Genomic DNA, 19652 nt, shown 5'->3' on the forward strand with positions numbered 1-19652 from the left:
GTTTTCAGACGGCCTGTGGTTTATAATCATCACCGTAATTTAATGTCTTAACACACACGCTGACATGATAAAAAATCAATCTACGCACACCTATACCGCCGAAAACGAAGACGGGTTTTCCCATACCCGCGTGCCTGCCGACCGCTTGCTCGGACGCAGCCATTTCGCCGCCGCCTACAGCAGCGAACACGTCGCCGGTGGTGAATTTGTCGTCGGCGCGGCGTTTGCTGCTTGGGGCGCATCGCCGGCCACCGTTATATTCGGTCTGCTGATCGGTAATTTGGCGGCGGTGTTGAGCTGGGCGTTGGTGTGCGCGCCGGTGGCGGTGCAGTCGCGGCTGACGCTGTATCAATATTTGGAACGTGTGGCCGGCCGGCGTTTGGTGTTTTTCTACAATTTAATGAGCGGCTTGATTTTCGCCGTGATTGCAGGCGGCATGATGACGATTTCCGCAGCTGCCGTCCGCGGTCTGACCGATGCGCCGCCACAGGTACAGTGGTATCCGACCAGCGGTTTGTTTGTGGCGGCGGTGCTGCTGATTGGTTTGGCCACGGTGTGGATTGCGATGCGTGGTTTTGCGCAGGTAACCAAGTTTGCCAAAATCTGTGCGCCGTGGCTGTTTGCCGTGTTTGCCGTGTGCGGATTGGCCGCTTGGCCTTATCTGACCGCCGTCGGCGGCGTGCAGGGTTTGGACGGTTATGAAACGCTGCAACGTTATGTGTGGACGGGCAATACGCCCGACGGCAGTCCGTCATTAACCATGTGGCAGATTGCCGCCTTCGCATGGGGGCTGAACCTGCCGCTGCATTTGGGCATGGGCGATTTGAGCACGCTGCGTTTCGCACGCAAGCCCGGCTACGGTGCCTATTCCGCCTTTGCCGCATACGGCGGCCATTTTGTCGCATGGCTGACCGCCGGTATGCTCGGTGCGGCCAGCGCGGCTTTGCTGCAAACCGACATCGGCAAGCTCGACATCGGCGGCGTGGTCGTACCGGTGTTGGGCGTTGCGGGTACGGCGGCCGTGGTGGTGGCTTCGTTTACCACCGCTGTGCCCAGCCTCTACCGTGCGGGCTTAGCCTTTCACGCTTTTTTACCACGGTGGTCTCTGGCAAAAACCACCGCCGCAGTCGGCGCCGTTACCACGCTGATTGCCTGTTTGCCGCTGATTTTCCTGAAATGGCTGGATTTGATGGCCTATTTCAACATTCTCACTGCCCCCGTGGGTGCGATTATCGCCGCCGAACATTTTATCCTGCCCAAACTCGGCATCGCCCCGTTTTGGCGTTATGGCCGCCGCGACCAAAACAACCGCGCCGCATGGTCGGTATGGGTGTGCGGCATGGTCTTGGCTGTGGTACTGCTGGCTGCCGGTATGCACTTGTTTACCGTGTTCATTCCCTTATGGGCAGCGTGTTTGCTGCTGTACGTCTTTTTAGCCCGCCAACAGGCACCGCAAAGCAACAGGCCGTCTGAACGCCTGTATCACGAAGCCTACGGCAGCGACGATATCCGGCTCACCGCACACACGCAAACGGCAACAACCGCATTATCCCAACGCAGCCACCCGCTGCTTTACGGTGCCGCCGCCAGCCTGCTGCTGATGATTGCCAGCTGCGGCATTCTCTATCTGCCGGCATCGCCGCAGCAATACACTACCGTTTTCCAATGGCTGCTGGCCGTATTCTCGGCGGCTTATTTCATTCAGACGGCCTTGTGGGTGAAGGTGTCGGGGGAAAAAACATAATAAAAGGCCGTCTGAAAGATAATCTTTCAGACGGCCTTTACTTCTTCTCAAACCATCGATTCATCACACTTCGATCACCCGTCACCCAACACTTCACGCAAAGCATTCGGGTTTTTCAGCACATTTTCCGCCTGTACCAGGCAATCGGCGGTGATTTCGCTGATGTTGCGGCAGCCGGTCAAGGTCATGGCAACGCGCATTTCTTTTTCAAACAGGTTCAGCAGGTTGGCGACACCGGCTTCGCCGGCGGTAGCCAGCGCGTAGATGAAGGCGCGACCGATCATGGTACAGTCGGCACCAAGCGCAATCATGCGCACGACGTCAAGGCCGTTGCGGATGCCGGAGTCGGCGAGAATTTTAATGTCACCTTTCACAGCATCGGCAATCGCAGGCATGGCACGGGCGGACGACAACACACCGTCGAGCTGGCGGCCCCCGTGGTTGGACACAACAATGCCGTCGGCACCGAATTTCACCGCATCGCGCGCGTCATCGGGGTCGAGAATGCCCTTGATGATCATCGGGCCTTCCCAGAAATCACGAATCCATTGCAAATCTTTCCACGAAATCGATGGATCGAAGTTGGCACCGAGATAGCCCATGTAGTCTTCCAAACCTACGGCTTTGCCCATGTATTTGGAAATATTGCCCAAATCGTGCGGTTTGCCGTGGATACCGACATCGTACGCCCATTGCGGGTGCAACACGGCTTGCAGGTAGCGGCGCATGGCAGCGTTGGGCCCGCTCATGCCGGAATGGGCATCCCGGTAGCGTGCGCCGGGAGTCGGCATATCGACGGTAAACACCAACGTCGAGCAGCCGGCGGCTTTGGCACGCTCCAAGGCGTTGGTCATAAAGCCGCGGTCTTTCAACACATAAAGCTGAAACCACATCGGCCGCTGAATCTGCGGCACCACTTCTTCAATCGGGCACACGGATACGGTCGACAAGGTAAACGGAATGCTCTTTTTGTCGGCCGCACGCGCAGCCTGCACTTCGCCGCGGCGGGCGTACATACCGGTCAGGCCGACGGGCGACAGCGCAACCGGCATGGCCAGCTTCTCACCGAATAATTCAATGCCCAAATCCAACTCGGACATATCGCGCAACACGCGCTGGCGCAGGGCGATGTTGACCAAGTCGGACACATTGCGCTCCAGCGTGCGTTCGGCATAGGCACCGCCGTCAATGTAGTGGAACAAAAATGGCGGCAAACGGCGGCGCGCGCCTTCGCGGTAATCACTTGCGGATGAAATAATCATAAATCGGCTCCGAAAACAGGGTTAAATACATTTGATTGTGATTTTTATTTATATGAAAAAGTATTGTAATCGTTTTTTCATGAAATTTCATCTGATGGCGCGGGTTTTATGCCACCCAAGGCAGAACTTGTTTTAAAGCAGATATAAAAGCAGTTGGTTTGTTGGGCGAAACGGGTCGAAACCTTTGTAGAAACCGTAAATTTTCAGAAATCTTTAAAGTCCATCAAAACGCCGCCTGCCTTATTGCCGCAGTCGCCGATTGGCCGACCTAAGACTGCCGCAAGCCTGTGGATAAAATGGTGGAAAACATGTGGGCGCGTGGTTGATAAAAGGTAGAGACCTTTGCAAAATCCTGAATTTGGGTACAGTTCTTCGAAGCGGGAGCAGCACAGAAAGCGCAGGCATATCACGAAGACAGGCAAGCCTTCGGGCAGCGCATAACGGAAAATAGACTAAAGATGGAGATTTTACAAAGGTATCAAGGCCGTCTGAAAAGCAAACATACTATTCAGACGGCCTTTTATCATTCATTTCAAAAGATTATTCTGTATAATGTGCAGCCATCATCTGAACAAAGGAACACGCCATGTTAACCCCCGAACAAGTCAAAGCCATGATTGAAGCCGTGGCGCCATGCCAACACGTTGAAGTGGAAGGCGACGGCCACCATTTCTTTGCCGTGATTGTGTCATCCGAATTCGAAGGCAAAGCCCGCTTGGCGCGCCACCGTTTGATTAAAGACGGTTTGAAAGAAAAATTGGCCAGCAACGAACTGCACGCCTTGTCGATTTCCGTCGCCGCTACTCCTGAAGAATGGGCAGCGAAACAGGGGTAATCCTTGCATAGATTCAAGGCCGTCTGAAAGCGTTACGCGTTTTCAGACGGCCTTTGTCTATATGGCTCTTTAAAGCAAAACCGCTGCTCATCGCAAAACTACCTTCTCCCTGAATCGCTCCCGCCGGACAGGAGAGGGGATAGGCTGCTGAAATCGGTAAAGTTACTTTGCAAAATCCAATACGGCTTAGTCAAAATCTCTTTCAGCCGTCGCAACTCCACGTCCCGCACCGAATGGCTTCAATCCGTGCCGCCACGGCTTCGGCAAAACGCGCAGTAGCTTGGTCGCAAGTATGCAGATACAGCGCCGGTTCGATTAATTCCAATTCATTGAGCAGAAAAGTGCCGCCGATGAGCGTCCCGTCCACCCGTGCATACAGCGGCATGTGCGGTAAGGTGCGCAACACGGCTTCGGCGGTCGCTACCGCAAAATCAGGCGGATTCACCGGAAAAACGGCCACGCCATAAGCGGAATTGGCGCGCCATTCTCCCTGCGGCGGCTGACGGCGCACGGCGTGGCTGAAGCGGCCGTTGACGCATACCAGCGAAGTTTCGCCCGCCCGTTCGATGTCGCGGATATAGGGCTGCACCATCAGGCCGTCTGAAATTTCGCTGTCCGCCCATGCCGTGCCCAAGGCTTCGCCTGCACGGATTTTGCACACGCCTTTACCGCTTTGGCCGATAGCAGGTTTCACCACGGCCTCAGGCCATTGTTTGGTTGATAAGATGCGTTGCAACGCTTGCTGGTGCGCTTCGCCAAACCGGCCGTCACACGGCAGAAATTCGGTCGGAATCACACGGATGCCCTGCGCGGCCAAGTCGGTGAGATAGCGCTTGTTCATGTTCCAGCGCATGAGTTCGGGCGGATTGAGAAAATGCTGTCCGTTGCCGATTGCATCATCAATCCACTCGACAAACGCATCCGGTCGGTCGGCATAATCCCATGCGCACAAGGGCAGGATAAACGGTGTTTGCGGCACGTTTTGCCAAGTGTCGAACTGTGTATCAATGCCGCGTTGCTGCAAGGCTTGCGCCAAGGGGACTAAGTTTGGCGGCGGCTCGGGATAGTGGCGGCAGGTGGTGATGGTGAGCATGGTGAGACCTTTGTAAAACTTAATTTAAACCAAGAAATCTATGCCGCCGTTCCCGCGCAAGCGGGAATCCGGAAATTTAACTTTTTGTAATTTCTATCTGTTTCTGAAACTGATCTGCGCGGGAATGGCGAATGACAGGTTTCTGAAATATACAAGTTCTGCAAAGGTCTTGGTTTGGTCTTTTTATTGTTAAAACACAATAAAGGCGGAATCCTGCCTTTGATTATTTCACTTGTTCCAAATATTTTTTCAGACGGCCTTTATTCTGCATGGAACGTTTTTCCATTTCATCCACCGCCGCTTGCGCTTGGGCTTTGTTGACCGGTTTTCCAACCTGAATCACACCGCTCATATTCATCATGCGGTGCGGCGGACAGGTGTACACATACACGCCTTCTTTGGTCAGCTTCAGGGTGAATTCTTTATCTTCTTCCGACAAAAAGTCTTCCGCGCCTTCAGGCACGGCTTTACTTTGCACCCAATGGCCTTTGTGGGCCGGCTTGAAGGTAACGGTGTCGCCGACGGCGGCTTTGACAAAGCCCGGCTCAAACACCATACCGCCATCGGCGCCGTTGTTAAGCATTTTTACTTCGTGGTTAGCGGCAAACGCGCCGGCGGACAAAGCCAGCAGCAGGGCAAACAGGGATTTTTTCATTTCGGTTTCCTTATGGTGGATTCAAACACATTAAGCGGTAAACGTTTGGTTGTTTTCAGACGGCCTATGGCGCAAAGGACGGATCACCGGCGCGCCGAAGCGGTCGTACAGCAATTCGACATCGACTTGATACAGCTTGCTGATTAATTCAGGCCGCAACACGTCTTTCGGCGCGCCTTCGGCATGCACTTTGCCGCCGCCGATTAATACGATGCCGTCTGAAAACTGCGCGGCCAAACTCAAATCGTGCAACACCATCAGCGTGGTCAGACCGTTGGCGCGGGTGTAGTTGGCCACGCGCTCGAGCAGGTTGATTTGATGGTGCATATCCAGCGCCGACACCGGCTCGTCGAGCAGCAGGATTTCCGGCCGGCGCATCATCACTTGGGCAAACATCACCAATTGCCGCTGGCCGCCGCTCAAATTCATCACATCATGGTGCGCCAAATGGGCAATACCGAGCGATTCCATGATGCCTGCCGCTTCGTGCAGCATTTCGTCGCCCACATGCAGCCCCAAGCCGTCCATGCGGCCGAGCAGCACCACTTCCAAAGCGGTCAGCGCGGCTTCGGCAAAGGTGTTTTGCGGCATGTAGCCTATGCGTTTGCGCCAGCTTTGCAGGGTAAGTTTGCCCAAATGCTCGTCTTTGTAGCGGATGCTGCCTTGGTGTGCCACCTCGCCGAACAGGGTTTTCAAAAGCGACGATTTGCCCGTGCCGTTGGGGCCGAGTATGGTGTACACCTTGCCCGGCCCGAAGGCCAGATTGATTTGGTCGGCCACCACAAAACTGCCGCGGCGGATGTGTACGTTTTCAAGTCGGATCATTTCAGACGGCCTTAAGCAAAGAGGGCGGCAAACCAGTTTTTAATGCGCTGCCACAAGGATACTTCGGCGGCAGGCTCGGTTCGGGCAGAGGCGGCATCGGCGGCGGTTTGGTTTTTGCAGCCGTCCGGCCCTTCGCAGCCCAAGCGGATAAAGAATGTGCCTTGCGGCTCGACCGGCAGATATTTGCGGTGGAATTCGCGGTAGGTTTCTTCCGGATTCACGTCGGCAAAGGCGTCGGGATACAGCGCTTTGGCGATGAATTGGGCGGATGCTAGGTCTGAGAGCGAACGCGAAGCGGTATGGTAAATGCCGAATACGCGGCCGTTTCGAACCGCCGGAATGTCTGCCCAACCGGCGCGCCCGGTGAAGCCCTTCAGACGTTTTTGCGCTTCACCGGCAGCAATGCCAATGCCCATCGCCATTGCAGTCGGCTGCTTCAGACCGGCTTCGGTGCCGGAAATAACCACCACATCGGGCTGGGCGGCCAGAAACTGCTCGGGGTTAATCGGCCCCCAATCTTTGATAAACGCGGCAGCAATATTGTCGCCGCCCACTGTGTCGGCAATCGCACCCCACATGTTTTTGCCGAAAGTAAAGCTGTGTTCGGCCGGGCCTTTGTCGCCGAATTCGATGTAGATTTTCGGCTTGGGCTTGCCCGCTTCGGCCACGCGTTTTTGAATGTCGGCCATGCCTTGGGCGTATTCCTCGGCAGCTTGCCCGGCGCGCTCGGGCGTACCGGCGATTTCACCGAAAAGCTTGGTGCTGGCGGTGTGGCGTTCGACCGTTTGCGCGTTGAAATCGACCACCACCACCGGAATGCCCGCTTTTTCAAAACGCGGCATTTCTTCTTTCAGCGTGTCATACTGCCAATCGGCCAACACCACCACATCAGGCTTCATCGCCAAAGTTTTTTCAAACGAAAACGTGCCGGCGTTCACATTGCCGATGTCGCCGATGTTTTGCAGCGAAGGGATTTTGGCAGAGTAAAGCGACCAACTGCCGGGATTGAACTTTTCCCAAAATTCGCGCGAAATACCGACCACATTTTCAAACTTATCCGCACCGGCCGCGGCGATGTAATCAGGGTAATAAAAGCCCAGAACCACGCGTTTGGCCGGTACATCGACCTGCACTTCGCGACCGCGCACATCGGTGAGCGTTTTCACCTCCGCTTGCGCGGCGAGCGCGGCAAGGCCGAATACGGCGGCGGCTAAAATACGGCAAACAGGTTTCATTGATTTATCTCGCTATAAAAATGATTTCAGACTGCCTTATCACAATCAGGCCGTCTGAAACTCATCGCTTGGTTAACACAATCCAAAAGAAAAACGGCACACCGACAAACGAGGTCACAATCCCCACCGGGAACAACGCACCGGGAATAATCACTTTCGACAACACGCTGGCCACCGACAAAAACGCTGCACCCGCCAACATAGAGCCGGGCAGGAAAAAGCGTTGGTCTTCGCCGAGCAGAATGCGTGCCACATGCGGCGCAACCAAGCCGATAAAGCCGATCACGCCGACAAAGCTAATCGCCGTGGCGGTCATAATCGCCACCAGCACCAAGGTTTGAATGCGCAAACGTTGCAGGTTGATGCCCAAACCGGCGGCGCGCTCTTCCCCCAAACGCAGGGCGGTGAGTTTCCATACGTCTTTCGCCAGCAAGCTCACGCACACAGCGGTCACCACAGCGGTGACGATAACCGTTTCCCACGTTGCCTTAGTCAGACTGCCGAACAGCCAAAACAAAATCTGCTGCGAGATTTCCGGCGCGGCGATAAACTGAATCAGCGACAAAACCGACTGAAACAAAAACAATAAAGCAATCCCCACCAACACCAGCATGGCGGAATTGAAGCGGCGTATCGATGCAAAAACAAACAACACGCCCGCCGCCAGCATAGTCATCACAAAAGCACCAATCGGCACGGCAAACGCGTGCGGCAAACCGAAGCCGCCAAAGGCAATCACCAGCGATGCACCCAAACCGGCAGCCGCCGCCAAGCCCAGCGTGTAGGGACTCGCCATCGGGTTATTCAGCAGGGTTTGGATTTCCGCCCCGCCCACACCCAAAGCCGCGCCGACCACCAAGGCCATCACCGCCATCGGCAGGCGCAAATCGTACACAATCACCTTGCTCATTTCATCCGCGCCCTGCATGTTCAGCAGCGATTTCACCACTTCGCCCACCGGCAGCATGGAAGGGCCGGTGGCAATGTCGAACACAAAGCCGATAAGGCTGACGATTAAAAAAGAACAAACAACCAACCAGCGTTTGCGCTCTAAAGCACGCTGGTTTTTGACAATATCGGCAGCAGTAGGGGTCATGATAATAGTTTTAAAATGAATGGAGATAAAGGTAAGAAACCGTTTTTTCAGACAGCCATTCAATGAAGCCGTCTGAAAAAACGGACTCCGGCAACACAAGCGAATCAAGCCATGCGCGGCAACAGGCCGTCTGAAAAGTGACAAGCAGCGGGCACATGCCCGCCGCTTCATCAACCTCCCCTATCGCGGATAAATATAGAATGTACCGCTAGGCACCACCGGCAGGTTTTGACGGTAGAAATCCAAATAGGTTTTTTCCGGATTCAAGTCTTTAAACAGCTGCGGATAAATCGCTTTGGCCATAAACTGAATCGAAGCGCCGTCTGAAAGCGTACGCGAGTTGGCATGGTAAGCGCCGTAAATGCGGTTGTTTTTCACGGCCGGCAAGTTGCTCCACCCCGGGCGTTTGGCAAAACCGGCCAGTCGGCGTTCGGCATCGGCTTTGTTGATGCCCCAGCCCGACACCATCGCTTGCGGATTTTTCTTCACTTCGGTTTCACGGCCGGTAATCACAATCACGTCGGGCTTGGCAGCCAACACCAATTCCGGATTAATCGGGCCGTAGTATTCCACCGCTTTGGCCGCAATGTTGTCGCCGCCTACCAAAGTGGCCATTGAGCCCCACATGCTCTTGCCGAAAGTAAAGCTGTGTTCGGCCGGGCCTTTGTTGCCGAATTCGGTGTACACCTTAGGCTTCGGCAAACCGGCTTTCTTCACGCGGCTTTGAATGGTATCGACAATGCGTTTGTAATCGGCGGCGAGTTTGGCGGCTTTTTGCGGCTGGCCGGTCAAAGTGCCGATGATGCGGGTCGATTCGATGTGTTTATCGACAGTTTGCGCGTTGTAGTCCAACACCACCACCGGAATACCGGCTTTATTGATGCGATCCAAATCCGAACCCAAGGCCTGATACTGCCAATCGGCCAATACCAGCAAATCCGGCTTCAAGGCCAATACTTTTTCAATCGAGAATGTACCGACTTCGACTTCGCCTACATCGGTGAGCCGGTTTAATTTCGGCACGGCTTTGCTGAACGCAGCCCAGCTTGGCGGCGCCCAATCCGACCACACCGCTTTAGAAAAACCGACCACATTATTCAGCGCATTTTTGCCGCCGATGGCCATATAGTCTTGATAATAAAAGCCCAATACCACGCGTTTGGCCGGTAAATCCACGGTCACTTTACGGCCGGCCACGTCGGTAATCTGCACCGGTTTGGCATACGCGGACACTGCGCCCAGCGACAAGGCCGCGGCCACAGCAAGAGAAGACAAGCGCACAAGTTTCATCGGACATCTTTCTAATAGTTAATAAAAATAATTTCTTTTCCGTTAAAATATACGAAAACAAATGATAAATCAAGTGGAGAAATAAACAGAAGGCCGTCTGAAAAGTCGACGGTATATATCTGACGATTGCCTGCCATATAGCCGGAAGGCTGAACCAATCGGCTTTAGGCACAAAACGATACGCGCCGTTAACGGGCTTTTTATTGTAGAAAACCCCAGCGTTGTTTACACTTTTTCTTTTTTTCCTGAAGACCCGTTTGGGGGATTTCCGAGCGTTGCCAAGAATGCCGGAAGGTACGGCAAAGCCGCAGGTTCCCGATAACGCCCGAAAATCTTAAAACAATCGTTCAGGCAAAAATAAAAGCTGTTTGGCATAAAAAGTAAACAACCCGACGATTTCCTACGCTCTTAATGAAGAAATACAGTCAAATTACCTATCATTCCGGCTCATTCCTAAAAAAGAGAAGCAAATACCGTTATAACAAATAAAGCAAAGGCCGTCTGAAACTTTTCAGACGGCCTTCACTTATTATCAACACAGGCGTTTATTCTAACCCAATCAAGCCTTTTTTACAAACTCGGATTTCAGGTTCATTGCGCCGAAGCCGTCAATTTTGCAGCCGATGTTGTGGTCGCCTTCCTGTAAACGAATGCCTTTTACTTTCGTACCCTGCTTGATGACCGACGAGCTGCCTTTGATTTTTAAGTCTTTAATCAAAACGACGGTGTCGCCGTCTGCCAAAACTGCGCCGTTGGCATCTTTGACCGACAAGGCTTCATCAGTTGCTTCTTCGCCGACTTGCCATTCGTGGGCACATTCGGGGCAAACCAAGTTGGCACCGTCTTCATAGGTGTATTCGGATTGGCATTGCGGGCATGGTGGGAGGGTCATGGCGGTGTCCTTAGTGTCGGTTTGGGAAATAGCGGTTGTTTGTTGTGTGGTGAACGGAAAGTGCAAAATATACCGTATTCTTGGTTTTTTGTCTTTTCCGGCGGTTGAGGCCGTCTGAAAACGGGGTTATTTTTTAACCAGAACATACAGGCCGAGCAGGGTGAGAATGATGCCGGTGAGTTTGTTCCACGAAAAGGATTCGTGAAACAGGAAAATGCTCAAGGGAATCAGCAGCAACGCAGCCATGCCGTTGACGGCAACGCCGCTCCATTGTGCCGAACCGCCTGCCTGATAGGCGAGCAGAAAGCCCAGTTCAATCAGGATGATACCTAGGGCGACCAGCCAGACTTTGGCGTTGGACAGCAGCAGTGTGGCCTGTTTCCAGCTGCCGCTGCTGCCGAAAAACGGCATGGCGGCCAGGCAAATAATCATGGCGGCGAGGTAATAGACGGCGAGTAGCAGCATGGGATTGGCGGTTTGATTGTGTAGCGATTTCTGCCCGAGGTGGTAGGCGGTGTTGCCGAGGGCGGCAATCAGTAGGAACAGGATGTATTTCGGCATGGTGTCGGTTTGATGGGTGTGCGAGGCCGTCTGAAAACGGGATTTTCAGACGGCCTGTTGTGTGGAAAAGTGATTGTGAATTCGTTGTATAGTGAAATACCCTCAAAGCACTACATCGTTGGCTACGCCTTGCCGTATGATTCATACTGTCTTCGGCTTGCCGCCTTGTATTGCTTTGGGGTTATTCCACTATAAAACAGTACGGCCTTGTTTTCTTTTAAATGGAATTCACGCTGAAAAGCGGTTTTCAGACGGCCTCAGCCGACTTTGTCGCCCGGCTGTGCGCCTGCATCGACATCCAGCAGTTTCAGTTTGCCGTCTGCCGTGGCTGCGCTCAAAATCATGCCTTCGGATACGCCGAATTTGGCCATTTTGCGGGGAGCGAAGTTGGCGACGGCAATCACCATTCTGCCGTTGAGTTCGGCCGGATTCGGGTAGGAGGCGGCGATGCCGGAGAAGATAATCCGTTGTTCAAAGCCGAAATCGAGGTCGAATTTTAAGAGTTTGGTGCTGCCTTCTACGGCTTCGCAGTTCAACACTTTGGCAACGCGCATATCGATTTTCATAAAGTCGTCAAAACTTGCCTGTTCGCTAACCGGCGTAAATGTGCTGTCTTGGGCAGGGGCGGTTTCGGCCGCTGTCTGAATGCTTTGTTTGTTGGCTTCGATGAGATTGTCCACTTGTTGTTGCTCCACTCGTTGCATAAGGTGTTCGTATTTGTTGATGGTATGCTCGCCCAGAGTTTGGCGGGTATTGTCCCACGTCAGTGCTTCCAGATTGAGGAAACGTGCGGCGTTGGCGGCGACGTTGGGCAAAACCGGTGCCAGATAGGCGGTGAGCATGGCAAAGGCGTTGATGAGTTCGCTGCAAACTTGGTGCAGGCGTTCAATATTTGGACCAAATTCTTTAGTAGTTTCTTCTAATGTATTAATGTCTTCTATGCTATGTAAATATTCTTGAGAATTTTTAGGAACATTACTATGTTCCATTTTATTTCTCATAGTTGAAATTTTTTGTTTAGAGAAAGATCTTAACTCAAACTCTTTATCAGCTAGTTTAGCCAATTCCCACGGTTTGTTGGCATCAACGTATTCATTGACGATGTCGGCCAGTGCCATGATGTCCCGCAGGGCTTTGGCGTATTCCCGGTTTTCGTAGCATTCGGCGACGCTGTCGCTGGCGGCGGCCAGTTGTGCCAATAATGCGCTGTCGGCCACGTTTTTCAGACGGCCTTCAAAACGCTTGGCGATAAAACCGGACGCACGGGCGGCGATGTTGACATATTTTCCGACCAAGTCGCTGTTTACCCGGCTGATAAAGTCGTTGAGGTTCAAATCGATGTCTTCGATTTTGCTGTTGAGTTTGGCGGCGATGTAGTAGCGCATCCATTCGGGGTTCAGACCTTGATCCAGATAGGATTTGGCGGTGATGAACGTGCCGCGCGATTTGGACATTTTTTGGCCGTCTACCGTCAAGAAGCCGTGGGCGAAAATGCCGCTCGGCGTACGGTGGCCGGAGAAGTGCAGCATGGCGGGCCAAAACAGGGCGTGGAAATAGAGGATGTCTTTGCCGATAAAGTGATACATTTCGGTATCGCTGCCGGCTTGGAAAAATTCGTTGAAATCGGTGCCGATGCGGTCGCAAAGGTTTTGGAACGAGGCCATGTAGCCGACCGGTGCATCAAGCCAGACGTAGAAGTATTTGCCTGGCGCATCGGGGATTTCAAAACCGAAATACGGCGCATCCCGGGAAATATCCCAATCGGACAGGCCGCCTTCGCCGTTTTCGTCGGGGTGCAGCCATTCTTTCATTTTATTGAGCGCTTCGGGTTGCAGGTGCGGTTTGCCGTCGTGCGGATTGCTGCCGGAGGTCCATTCTTTGAGGAAGTCGGCGCATTCGCCCAGTTTGAAGAAGAAGTGTTCGGATTCTTTCAATACCGGCGTTGCACCCGATACGGCGGAATACGGGTTGATCAGTTCGGTCGGGGCATAGGTGGTGCCGCAGGCTTCGCAGTTGTCGCCGTATTGGTCTTGGGCGTGGCATTTCGGGCATTCGCCTTTAACGAAGCGGTCGGGCAGGAACATTTGTTTTTCAGGGTCGTAAAGCTGCTCGATGATGCGGCTTTCGATTTTGCCGTTGGCTTTGAGCGCACGGTAGATGGCTTCGGAATGGGTTTTGTTTTCCGGCGAATGGGTGCTGTAATAATTGTCGTAACCGATTAAAAAGCCGGTGAAATCCGCCAGATGCTCTTCGCGCACCCGGGCAATCATGTCTTCCGGTTTCAGCCCCTGCTTTTGCGCCGCCAGCATCACCGGCGTGCCGTGGGTATCGTCGGCGCAGCAGTAGTAGCACTCGTGGCCGCGCAATTTTTGGAAACGCACCCAAATGTCGGTTTGGATATGCTCGACCATATGGCCCAGATGGATGCTGCCGTTGGCATACGGCAGGGCAGAAGTCACTAGAATTTTTCGTGTCATGGTTTATGCTTTGGAAACAATCAAATAAAGATGAGGGATTATAGCGTTTTCGCTGTATTTTGGCGAACAAAAGGCTGTCTGAAAGTTGACTGACTTTCAGACGGCCTGTGGCCTTTTGGATTTCGGGTTTAACGCACCTCGCCGCACGCGCCTTTTTCCAGCTTGAGGACTTTGCCCGTATCGCTGCACACGCTGCAACGGTTGCCGAAGGTTTGCCGCACAGTGCGGCCGCCTGTCTGGATGGCGGCGCAAACGGGATCATATTCGCGCGTGCAGAAGCGTTTTTTACAGGAAGCGGTTTGGATTGCAGGCTCGGCCGGCATCGGAACCGACGGAGTGTAGTGACAGGCCGCAAGCAGCATCAGAGCGGCAAGGAAGGATAAGCGTTTCATGAGTTTCCTTTCTTGGCAGACAATAGATTTGGATTGCACAGCCTTTTGCACAGCATGTAGATCGGCCATGCTTGGCTGACGGGCCGTCTGAAAAAACGGTTGTTTTCAGACGGCCTGCGTTTATTTACCGATACAAAACCGTGAAAAAATCACGCCCAATAAATCGTCGGCGGTAAATTCGCCGGTGATTTCGCTGCAGGCCGCTTGCGCCAAACGCAGGTGTTCGGCCAAGATCTCGATTTGGTGGTTGCCGCAAAGTGCCGCGTTTTCCAGCTCGGCTTCGGCGGCGTGCAAGGCAGTCAGGTGGCGGCTGCGGGCGAGGAACAGGCTTTCGCTTTCGCCCTGCCAACCGATTTCCTGCAGCAGAGCTTGTTTGAGCAAATCCAAGCCTTGGCCGGTTTTGGCGGAGAGTTTGATTAAAGTGCCGGCACCGGTTTGGGTGAGGCCGTCTGAAATTTTTTCTACCGTGTCGCCGGTCAAATCGGCTTTGTTGTGGATTTCTATGCGCTTCAAGCCTTCGGGCAGACCGTTGAGAATGGCTTGGGTTTTGGCATTGATGCCTTCGCGCGGGTCAATCAGAATCAGTGCCACATCGGCTTCGTTGGCTGCTTTTTGGCTGCGCTGAATACCGATTTGCTCGACTACGTCGTCGGTTTCGCGCAGGCCGGCGGTGTCGATGACGTGCACCGGCACACCGTCCAGCGTGATTTGTTCGCGTACGGTGTCGCGGGTGGTGCCGGCGATGTCGGTGACAATGGCGATGTCGTCTCCGGCCAAGGCGTTGAGCAGACTGGATTTGCCGACATTCGGCGCTCCGACCAACACCACGTTCATGCCTTCGCGCAAAATCGCACCTTGTTCGGCACTGGCCAACACGGTTTTCAGACGGCCTTGCAAACCGGCCAGCTTACCGCGCGCATCGGCTGCTTCGAGAAAATCAATGTCTTCTTCGGGAAAATCCAACGTGGCTTCCACCAGCATTCTGAGCGTAATCAAATCATCGACCAGCGCGTGAATGTGTTGCGAAAACGCGCCTTTGAGCGAACGCAAAGCCATGCGCGCGGCGGATTTGCTCGAGGCATCAATCAAGTCGGCCACGCTCTCGGCCTGCGCCAAGTCGAGTTTGTTGTTGAGAAAAGCGCGTTTGGTAAATTCGCCCGGCTCGGCGGCTTTGGCACCGAGTGCGAAACAACGCTGCAACAGCATGTCCATCACCACCGGCCCGCCGTGTCCTTGCAATTCGATGACGTCTTCGCCGGTAAAGCTGGCGGGCGCGGCGAAGTAAAGCATCAAGCCGTTGTCGATGGCTTGGCCGTCGGCATCGAGAAAATCGGTGTACAAGGCCACGCGCGGCTTGGGCGTTTTGCCGCCGTTCAAGGCTTGCGCCAAAGGCAGCAAATCTTTGCCGGACAAACGAATCACGCCGACGCCGCCGCGGCCGGGGGCGGTGGCGATGGCGGCGATGGTGGGATTGGGTGCAGACATGGCCGTCTCTTTTCGGATAAACAAAAAGGATTATAGCAAAGGCCGTCTGAAAAGGGTTTCAGACGGCCTTCGGAGGAAATGTTTTATTCCGGTGACAATGCGCCGGCTTAACGCTTTTTCTTCGCCGGTTTGGCCTTATCCGCTGCAGCCAAACGCATAGCCACGAATTCGACCATCAGGTCTTTTTTGTTCCAGAAAAAATCTTTCATTTTTTCCAAAGAATAAATTTTGCGCACCATCATCGGCAGGCCTTCGTGGATAATTGCGGCCACTTCGCCGTTGGTAGTTTGGTCGTCCATCGCGGTTTTCAGGTCGGTTTGCTTGGCCGCCAAATAATCATTCAGGCGTTTTTTTACGCCGCTGTTGATTTCAAATTGTTTCATGTCTTATTTTTCCGTAATTGTGGGGGTGATTATCTTAATCCGTATAATCACATGGTATATTTTCTTCATTTTAGCAAAATCTGTCGGGCATCGCCATCATACGGCAGGGAATGATAGGAAAATTGCGGCTTATATTCTATAAAATTGTTGGTTTTAAGGGTTTATGATGAAAAACAAGGCGGATTTTGGCGGTATTTGTGGATTTAAGGCTACAATAACGTTTATCTGATTAGGAGGCCGTCTGAAAAATGTATTTATGGTTAAAACTGGCGCATATTTTCTTCATCATTTCTTGGTTTGCCGGGCTGTTTTATCTGCCGCGCATTTATGTGAACCTGGCGCAGGTCAATCCGCAAACCGGAGCCGCCGAATACGCGCGGCTGTTGGGCATGGCGCAGCGGCTGTATAAATTCATGTCGCCTTTGGGTCTGTTGGCCGTGATTTGCGGCTTGGCGATTCCGTTTGCCACCGGCTGGTGGCCGATGGGCTGGGTGCATGGCAAGGCCGCTTTGGGCATTTTGCTGATCGGCTACCAACATATTTGCCGCGCCCACCTGCGCCGCTTCGAGCAACATACCTGCCGCCATTCGCATAAGTTTTACCGCGTGTTTAATGAAGTGCCGGTGTTGCTGATGATTTTGGCGCTGTATTTGGTTGTGTTCAAACCGTTTTGAAAGGCCGTCTGAACTATGTCTGTTGAAATCGAACGCCGTTTTTTATTGAAAAACGATGATTGGCGCCACACTGCATCCGCGCCGCAAACGTTGCAGCAAGGTTATTTGAGCGTGGAAAAAGAACGCACCATCCGCGTGCGCATTATCGATAATCAAGCGTGGCTGACACTGAAGGGCTATATTTCCGATGCGAGCCGCAGCGAGTTTGAATATGAAATTCCGCTGGAACACGCGCAAACGATGATGGCGACGATGTGCCCGTTTAAGATGGAAAAACGCCGTTACCGCGCCGAATTTCAAGGTTTTCTCTACGAAATCGACGAATATTTCGGCGACAACGCGCCGCTGATTGTGGCGGAAATAGAATTGCCGTCCGAAGATGCCGCGTTTGCCCGTCCCGATTGGCTGGGTGAAGAAATCACGTCCGACGGCAAATTCACCAATGCTTATCTGAGCAAACACCCTTACGCCGCTTGGGAGCGTTAATTGCGCCTGCCGCTTGCCCTGCCGCTCATCTGCGCCCTGCCCGCATTGGCCGCCGAACCGCATATCCACCGCCAGGTTTACCCTTTGAGCGTGGCGGACAGAGTACACATCACGCGCTATTGCCACCCCGAAGCGACGGGCGTGTTTTTGTTTCACCCGCACGACAACGAATACACCGCCAAGCAGGTCGCGCTCGAAGCAGTGCGCCGCTATCCGGTATGCCTGATCGCGTTGGAACACCGCGGCACGCGCCGTATTTCGTTTCGCAGCGGCGAATCGTATGCCGATTTCGATCCCAACCGCATCTATTCGCCGCAAGGCCGCGCCGCCACGCTTTCAGGCGGCCTTGATGAAGCTGCCGCACACTCCGCCGCCGCCTTTGCCGATGCGGTGTTAAACGCTTTAAAACCGGCCGGTTTCATCATCGCGCTGCACAACAACACCGACGGCGCCACCAACATCGAAAGCTATGCGCTTGAACCTTTGGCCGGCACCGATGCGCCGGTGTTTGTCCAGCCGCAACACGACGAAGACGATTACTTTTACGTCAACGGCTCACGCGCGTTTGCATTTTTCAAAAGCCGCGGCTTCAATGTGGTGCAGCAAACCGACAATGTAGCCGATGACGGTTCGCTGTCGGTCTATGCGGCCAAACACGGCATCGGCTACATCAACATCGAAGCCGAATACGGCCACGAAGCCGAGCAGCGCAATATGCTGCAAGCGGCATGGGAATATTGGCAGAGCCTGCGTTAGTTTTATATAGCGAATTCACTTTAAAAATAGTACGGCGTTGGTTCGCCTAGCCGTATTATCGATACTGTCTTCGGCTCACCTCCTTGTCTGTTTTAAAGTGAATCCACTATATTTTATAAGACAAAGGCCGTCTGAAACGCTTCAGACGGCCTTTGTGTGGATAACAAAACGTTTATTCCGCACCCACCACCACAACATGCAAATCGCTGAATTTTACCCGACGCTGCCAGGCATCTTTGATTTGCGCAGTGGTGAGTTGTTCCACCGCTTTCGGGTAGTCCTGCAAATAGCTGCTTTCCAGATTATGCACGCCAATCAGGCTTAAGTATTTCAGCAGTTTGGCATTGGAATCAAAGCGCAGCGGGAAGCTGCCGATGATGTTGGCTTTGGCCTGCTTCAACTCGGCTTCGGTCGGCCCTTCGGCGATGAATTGCTCCACCACCGCTTGCACATCGGCCAAAGAAGTGCGGGTGTTTTTCTTTTGCGTCGAATAGCCGATGCTGAACACGCCTGCTTCGGTCAGCGGCATCAGGCTGCTGTACACGCCGTAGGTATAGCCTTTTTGGTCGCGCAGGCGGTTCATTAAGCGGCTGTCGAAACCGCCTCCGCCCAGTACATAATTGCCCGCCACCAAAGCGTAATAATCGGGGTCGTGGCGTTTAATCAGCGGCATGCCCAAAATGATTTGTGCCTGTTCGCCGGCAAACGGAATGTCGCGGCGCCGGGCGGTTTGCGGCTGCACTGACGCAATATCGCTGCCCGCTTGGCTGGTGTGCGGCAAACCTTTCAATGCAGTTTGCACCATTTTTTCGGCTTGGCGACGACTGACATCGCCGACAATCGCCACCACAGCGTTGTCTTTGCCGTAATGGGTGCGGTGGAAGGCGCGGATGTCATCGAGCGTAACGGCTTTCAGGCTGTCCGCCGTCACATAAGCATCGCTGCCGTAAGGATGGCTTGGGTAAGCGAGCTTGGTAAACGCGCGGCCGGCGACAAAATCGGGGGTGGTTTCCTGCTGCTGCAAAGCGGTAACGGCTTGCTTTTGGCGACGGGCAAACACGGCCGGATCAAAGCGCGGCGCGGTTAAGGATTCGTTGACCAAGGCCAAGGTTTGGTTCAGGTTTTTGGCCTGGCTCAAGCTGCGGAAGCTGATGACGGCGGTTTCGTGGCCGCTCTCGCTGCCGATGTTGGCGGCGATGTCGTTGGCTTTTTCGTTGAAGGCTTCTTCATCCAGTGTTTTTGTACCGTTGGTCAGCAGCGCGGCGGTAAATTCGGCCACCTGGCTTTTGCCCGGCGGATTGAACACGCTACCCGCGCCTTTGAAGCTGATTTCCATATCAACAATCGGATTTTCACGACGCTCGACCAGCAGAATCTGCGTGCCTTCAGGTGTTGTCCAGCGCTGAATGTCAGCGGCAGCCTGGGCGGCCAGCGGCAAGGCAGCCAGCGCGAGCAGTAAAGTTTTAGAATACATGGTTACCCTTTCGGTTGAGGCCGTCTGAATGTTTCAG

The 19652-nt window shown here is 53.7% G+C and carries 19 protein-coding genes; 5 read left to right on the top strand and 14 right to left on the bottom strand.

Annotated elements, in window-relative coordinates:
* The first annotated feature begins 64 nt into the window (after nt 1–64).
* Nucleotides 65–1744, top strand: a complete 1680-nt coding sequence (locus H4O27_RS11060; protein ID WP_165010133.1) for a purine-cytosine permease family protein — start codon at nt 65–67, stop codon at nt 1742–1744.
* Between the two features lie 74 nt (nt 1745–1818).
* Here the strand turns inward: H4O27_RS11060 and lldD are convergent, their stop codons facing one another.
* Nucleotides 1819–3006, bottom strand: a complete 1188-nt coding sequence (gene lldD / locus H4O27_RS11065; protein WP_165010131.1) for an FMN-dependent L-lactate dehydrogenase LldD — start codon at nt 3004–3006, stop codon at nt 1819–1821.
* A 586-nt stretch (nt 3007–3592) separates the two neighbouring features.
* Here lldD and H4O27_RS11070 point away from each other — a divergent pair.
* Entirely contained in the window at nt 3593–3841 is a 249-nt protein-coding gene (locus tag H4O27_RS11070; RefSeq protein WP_165010129.1) for a BolA family protein, read from the top strand.
* A gap of 202 nt (nt 3842–4043) precedes the next feature.
* Here H4O27_RS11070 and H4O27_RS11075 read toward each other — a convergent pair whose 3' ends face one another.
* The 12 genes from H4O27_RS11075 to H4O27_RS11130 all read right to left on the bottom strand — a co-directional run bounded on the left by H4O27_RS11075 (nt 4044) and on the right by H4O27_RS11130 (nt 16225).
* Nucleotides 4044–4934 (bottom strand): ATP-grasp domain-containing protein, encoded by an 891-nt coding sequence (locus H4O27_RS11075; protein ID WP_165010127.1) that lies wholly within the window; start codon nt 4932–4934, stop codon nt 4044–4046.
* 223 nt (nt 4935–5157) lie between these two features.
* On the bottom strand, nt 5158–5589 hold the full coding sequence (locus tag H4O27_RS11080; RefSeq protein WP_165010125.1) for a pseudoazurin: 432 nt from the start codon (nt 5587–5589) through the stop codon (nt 5158–5160).
* A 30-nt stretch (nt 5590–5619) separates the two neighbouring features.
* Entirely contained in the window at nt 5620–6414 is a 795-nt protein-coding gene (locus H4O27_RS11085) for an ABC transporter ATP-binding protein (RefSeq protein WP_165010123.1), read from the bottom strand.
* A gap of 11 nt (nt 6415–6425) precedes the next feature.
* On the bottom strand, nt 6426–7649 hold the full coding sequence (locus H4O27_RS11090; protein WP_165010121.1) for an ABC transporter substrate-binding protein: 1224 nt from the start codon (nt 7647–7649) through the stop codon (nt 6426–6428).
* Nucleotides 7650–7710: 61 nt separating this feature from the next.
* Nucleotides 7711–8745 (bottom strand): FecCD family ABC transporter permease, encoded by a 1035-nt coding sequence (locus tag H4O27_RS11095; RefSeq protein ID WP_165010119.1) that lies wholly within the window; start codon nt 8743–8745, stop codon nt 7711–7713.
* Nucleotides 8746–8925: 180 nt separating this feature from the next.
* Nucleotides 8926–10035, bottom strand: coding sequence for an ABC transporter substrate-binding protein (locus H4O27_RS11100; protein ID WP_165010117.1), 1110 nt, complete (start codon nt 10033–10035; stop codon nt 8926–8928).
* A 559-nt stretch (nt 10036–10594) separates the two neighbouring features.
* The gene (locus tag H4O27_RS11105; RefSeq protein ID WP_165010115.1) at nt 10595–10927 is read right to left on the bottom strand and encodes a zinc ribbon domain-containing protein YjdM; all 333 of its coding nucleotides are present in this window, start codon (nt 10925–10927) and stop codon (nt 10595–10597) included.
* Nucleotides 10928–11053: 126 nt separating this feature from the next.
* Nucleotides 11054–11488 carry an EamA family transporter gene (locus H4O27_RS11110; protein ID WP_165010113.1) on the bottom strand — a complete coding sequence of 145 codons (435 nt, stop codon included), beginning with the start codon at nt 11486–11488 and terminating at the stop codon, nt 11054–11056.
* 257 nt (nt 11489–11745) lie between these two features.
* Entirely contained in the window at nt 11746–13965 is a 2220-nt protein-coding gene (gene metG / locus H4O27_RS11115; RefSeq protein ID WP_165010111.1) for a methionine--tRNA ligase, read from the bottom strand.
* A 128-nt stretch (nt 13966–14093) separates the two neighbouring features.
* Nucleotides 14094–14357 (bottom strand): hypothetical protein, encoded by a 264-nt coding sequence (locus H4O27_RS11120; RefSeq protein ID WP_165010109.1) that lies wholly within the window; start codon nt 14355–14357, stop codon nt 14094–14096.
* 120 nt (nt 14358–14477) lie between these two features.
* Nucleotides 14478–15842, bottom strand: coding sequence for a tRNA uridine-5-carboxymethylaminomethyl(34) synthesis GTPase MnmE (mnmE, locus tag H4O27_RS11125; protein WP_165010106.1), 1365 nt, complete (start codon nt 15840–15842; stop codon nt 14478–14480).
* Nucleotides 15843–15949: 107 nt separating this feature from the next.
* The gene (locus H4O27_RS11130) at nt 15950–16225 is read right to left on the bottom strand and encodes a hypothetical protein (protein ID WP_165010104.1); all 276 of its coding nucleotides are present in this window, start codon (nt 16223–16225) and stop codon (nt 15950–15952) included.
* Between the two features lie 248 nt (nt 16226–16473).
* On the opposite strand from H4O27_RS11130, the gene H4O27_RS11135 reads away from it, so the two are divergent.
* The 3 genes from H4O27_RS11135 to H4O27_RS11145 are packed head-to-tail and all read left to right on the top strand — an operon-like array spanning nt 16474 to nt 18141.
* The gene (locus tag H4O27_RS11135; protein ID WP_165010102.1) at nt 16474–16899 is read left to right on the top strand and encodes a CopD family protein; all 426 of its coding nucleotides are present in this window, start codon (nt 16474–16476) and stop codon (nt 16897–16899) included.
* 15 nt (nt 16900–16914) lie between these two features.
* Nucleotides 16915–17385 carry a CYTH domain-containing protein gene (locus H4O27_RS11140; protein ID WP_165010100.1) on the top strand — a complete coding sequence of 157 codons (471 nt, stop codon included), beginning with the start codon at nt 16915–16917 and terminating at the stop codon, nt 17383–17385.
* Nucleotides 17386–18141, top strand: coding sequence for a hypothetical protein (locus tag H4O27_RS11145; protein WP_165010098.1), 756 nt, complete (start codon nt 17386–17388; stop codon nt 18139–18141). It begins immediately after the preceding gene.
* 172 nt (nt 18142–18313) lie between these two features.
* On the opposite strand, the gene H4O27_RS11150 is transcribed toward H4O27_RS11145, so the two are convergent.
* The gene (locus tag H4O27_RS11150; RefSeq protein ID WP_165010096.1) at nt 18314–19615 is read right to left on the bottom strand and encodes a M16 family metallopeptidase; all 1302 of its coding nucleotides are present in this window, start codon (nt 19613–19615) and stop codon (nt 18314–18316) included.
* Nucleotides 19616–19652 lie beyond the last annotated feature (37 nt).

Source organism: Neisseria yangbaofengii, from assembly GCF_014898075.1.
In the GTDB taxonomy this organism is placed as follows: domain Bacteria; phylum Pseudomonadota; class Gammaproteobacteria; order Burkholderiales; family Neisseriaceae; genus Neisseria; species Neisseria yangbaofengii.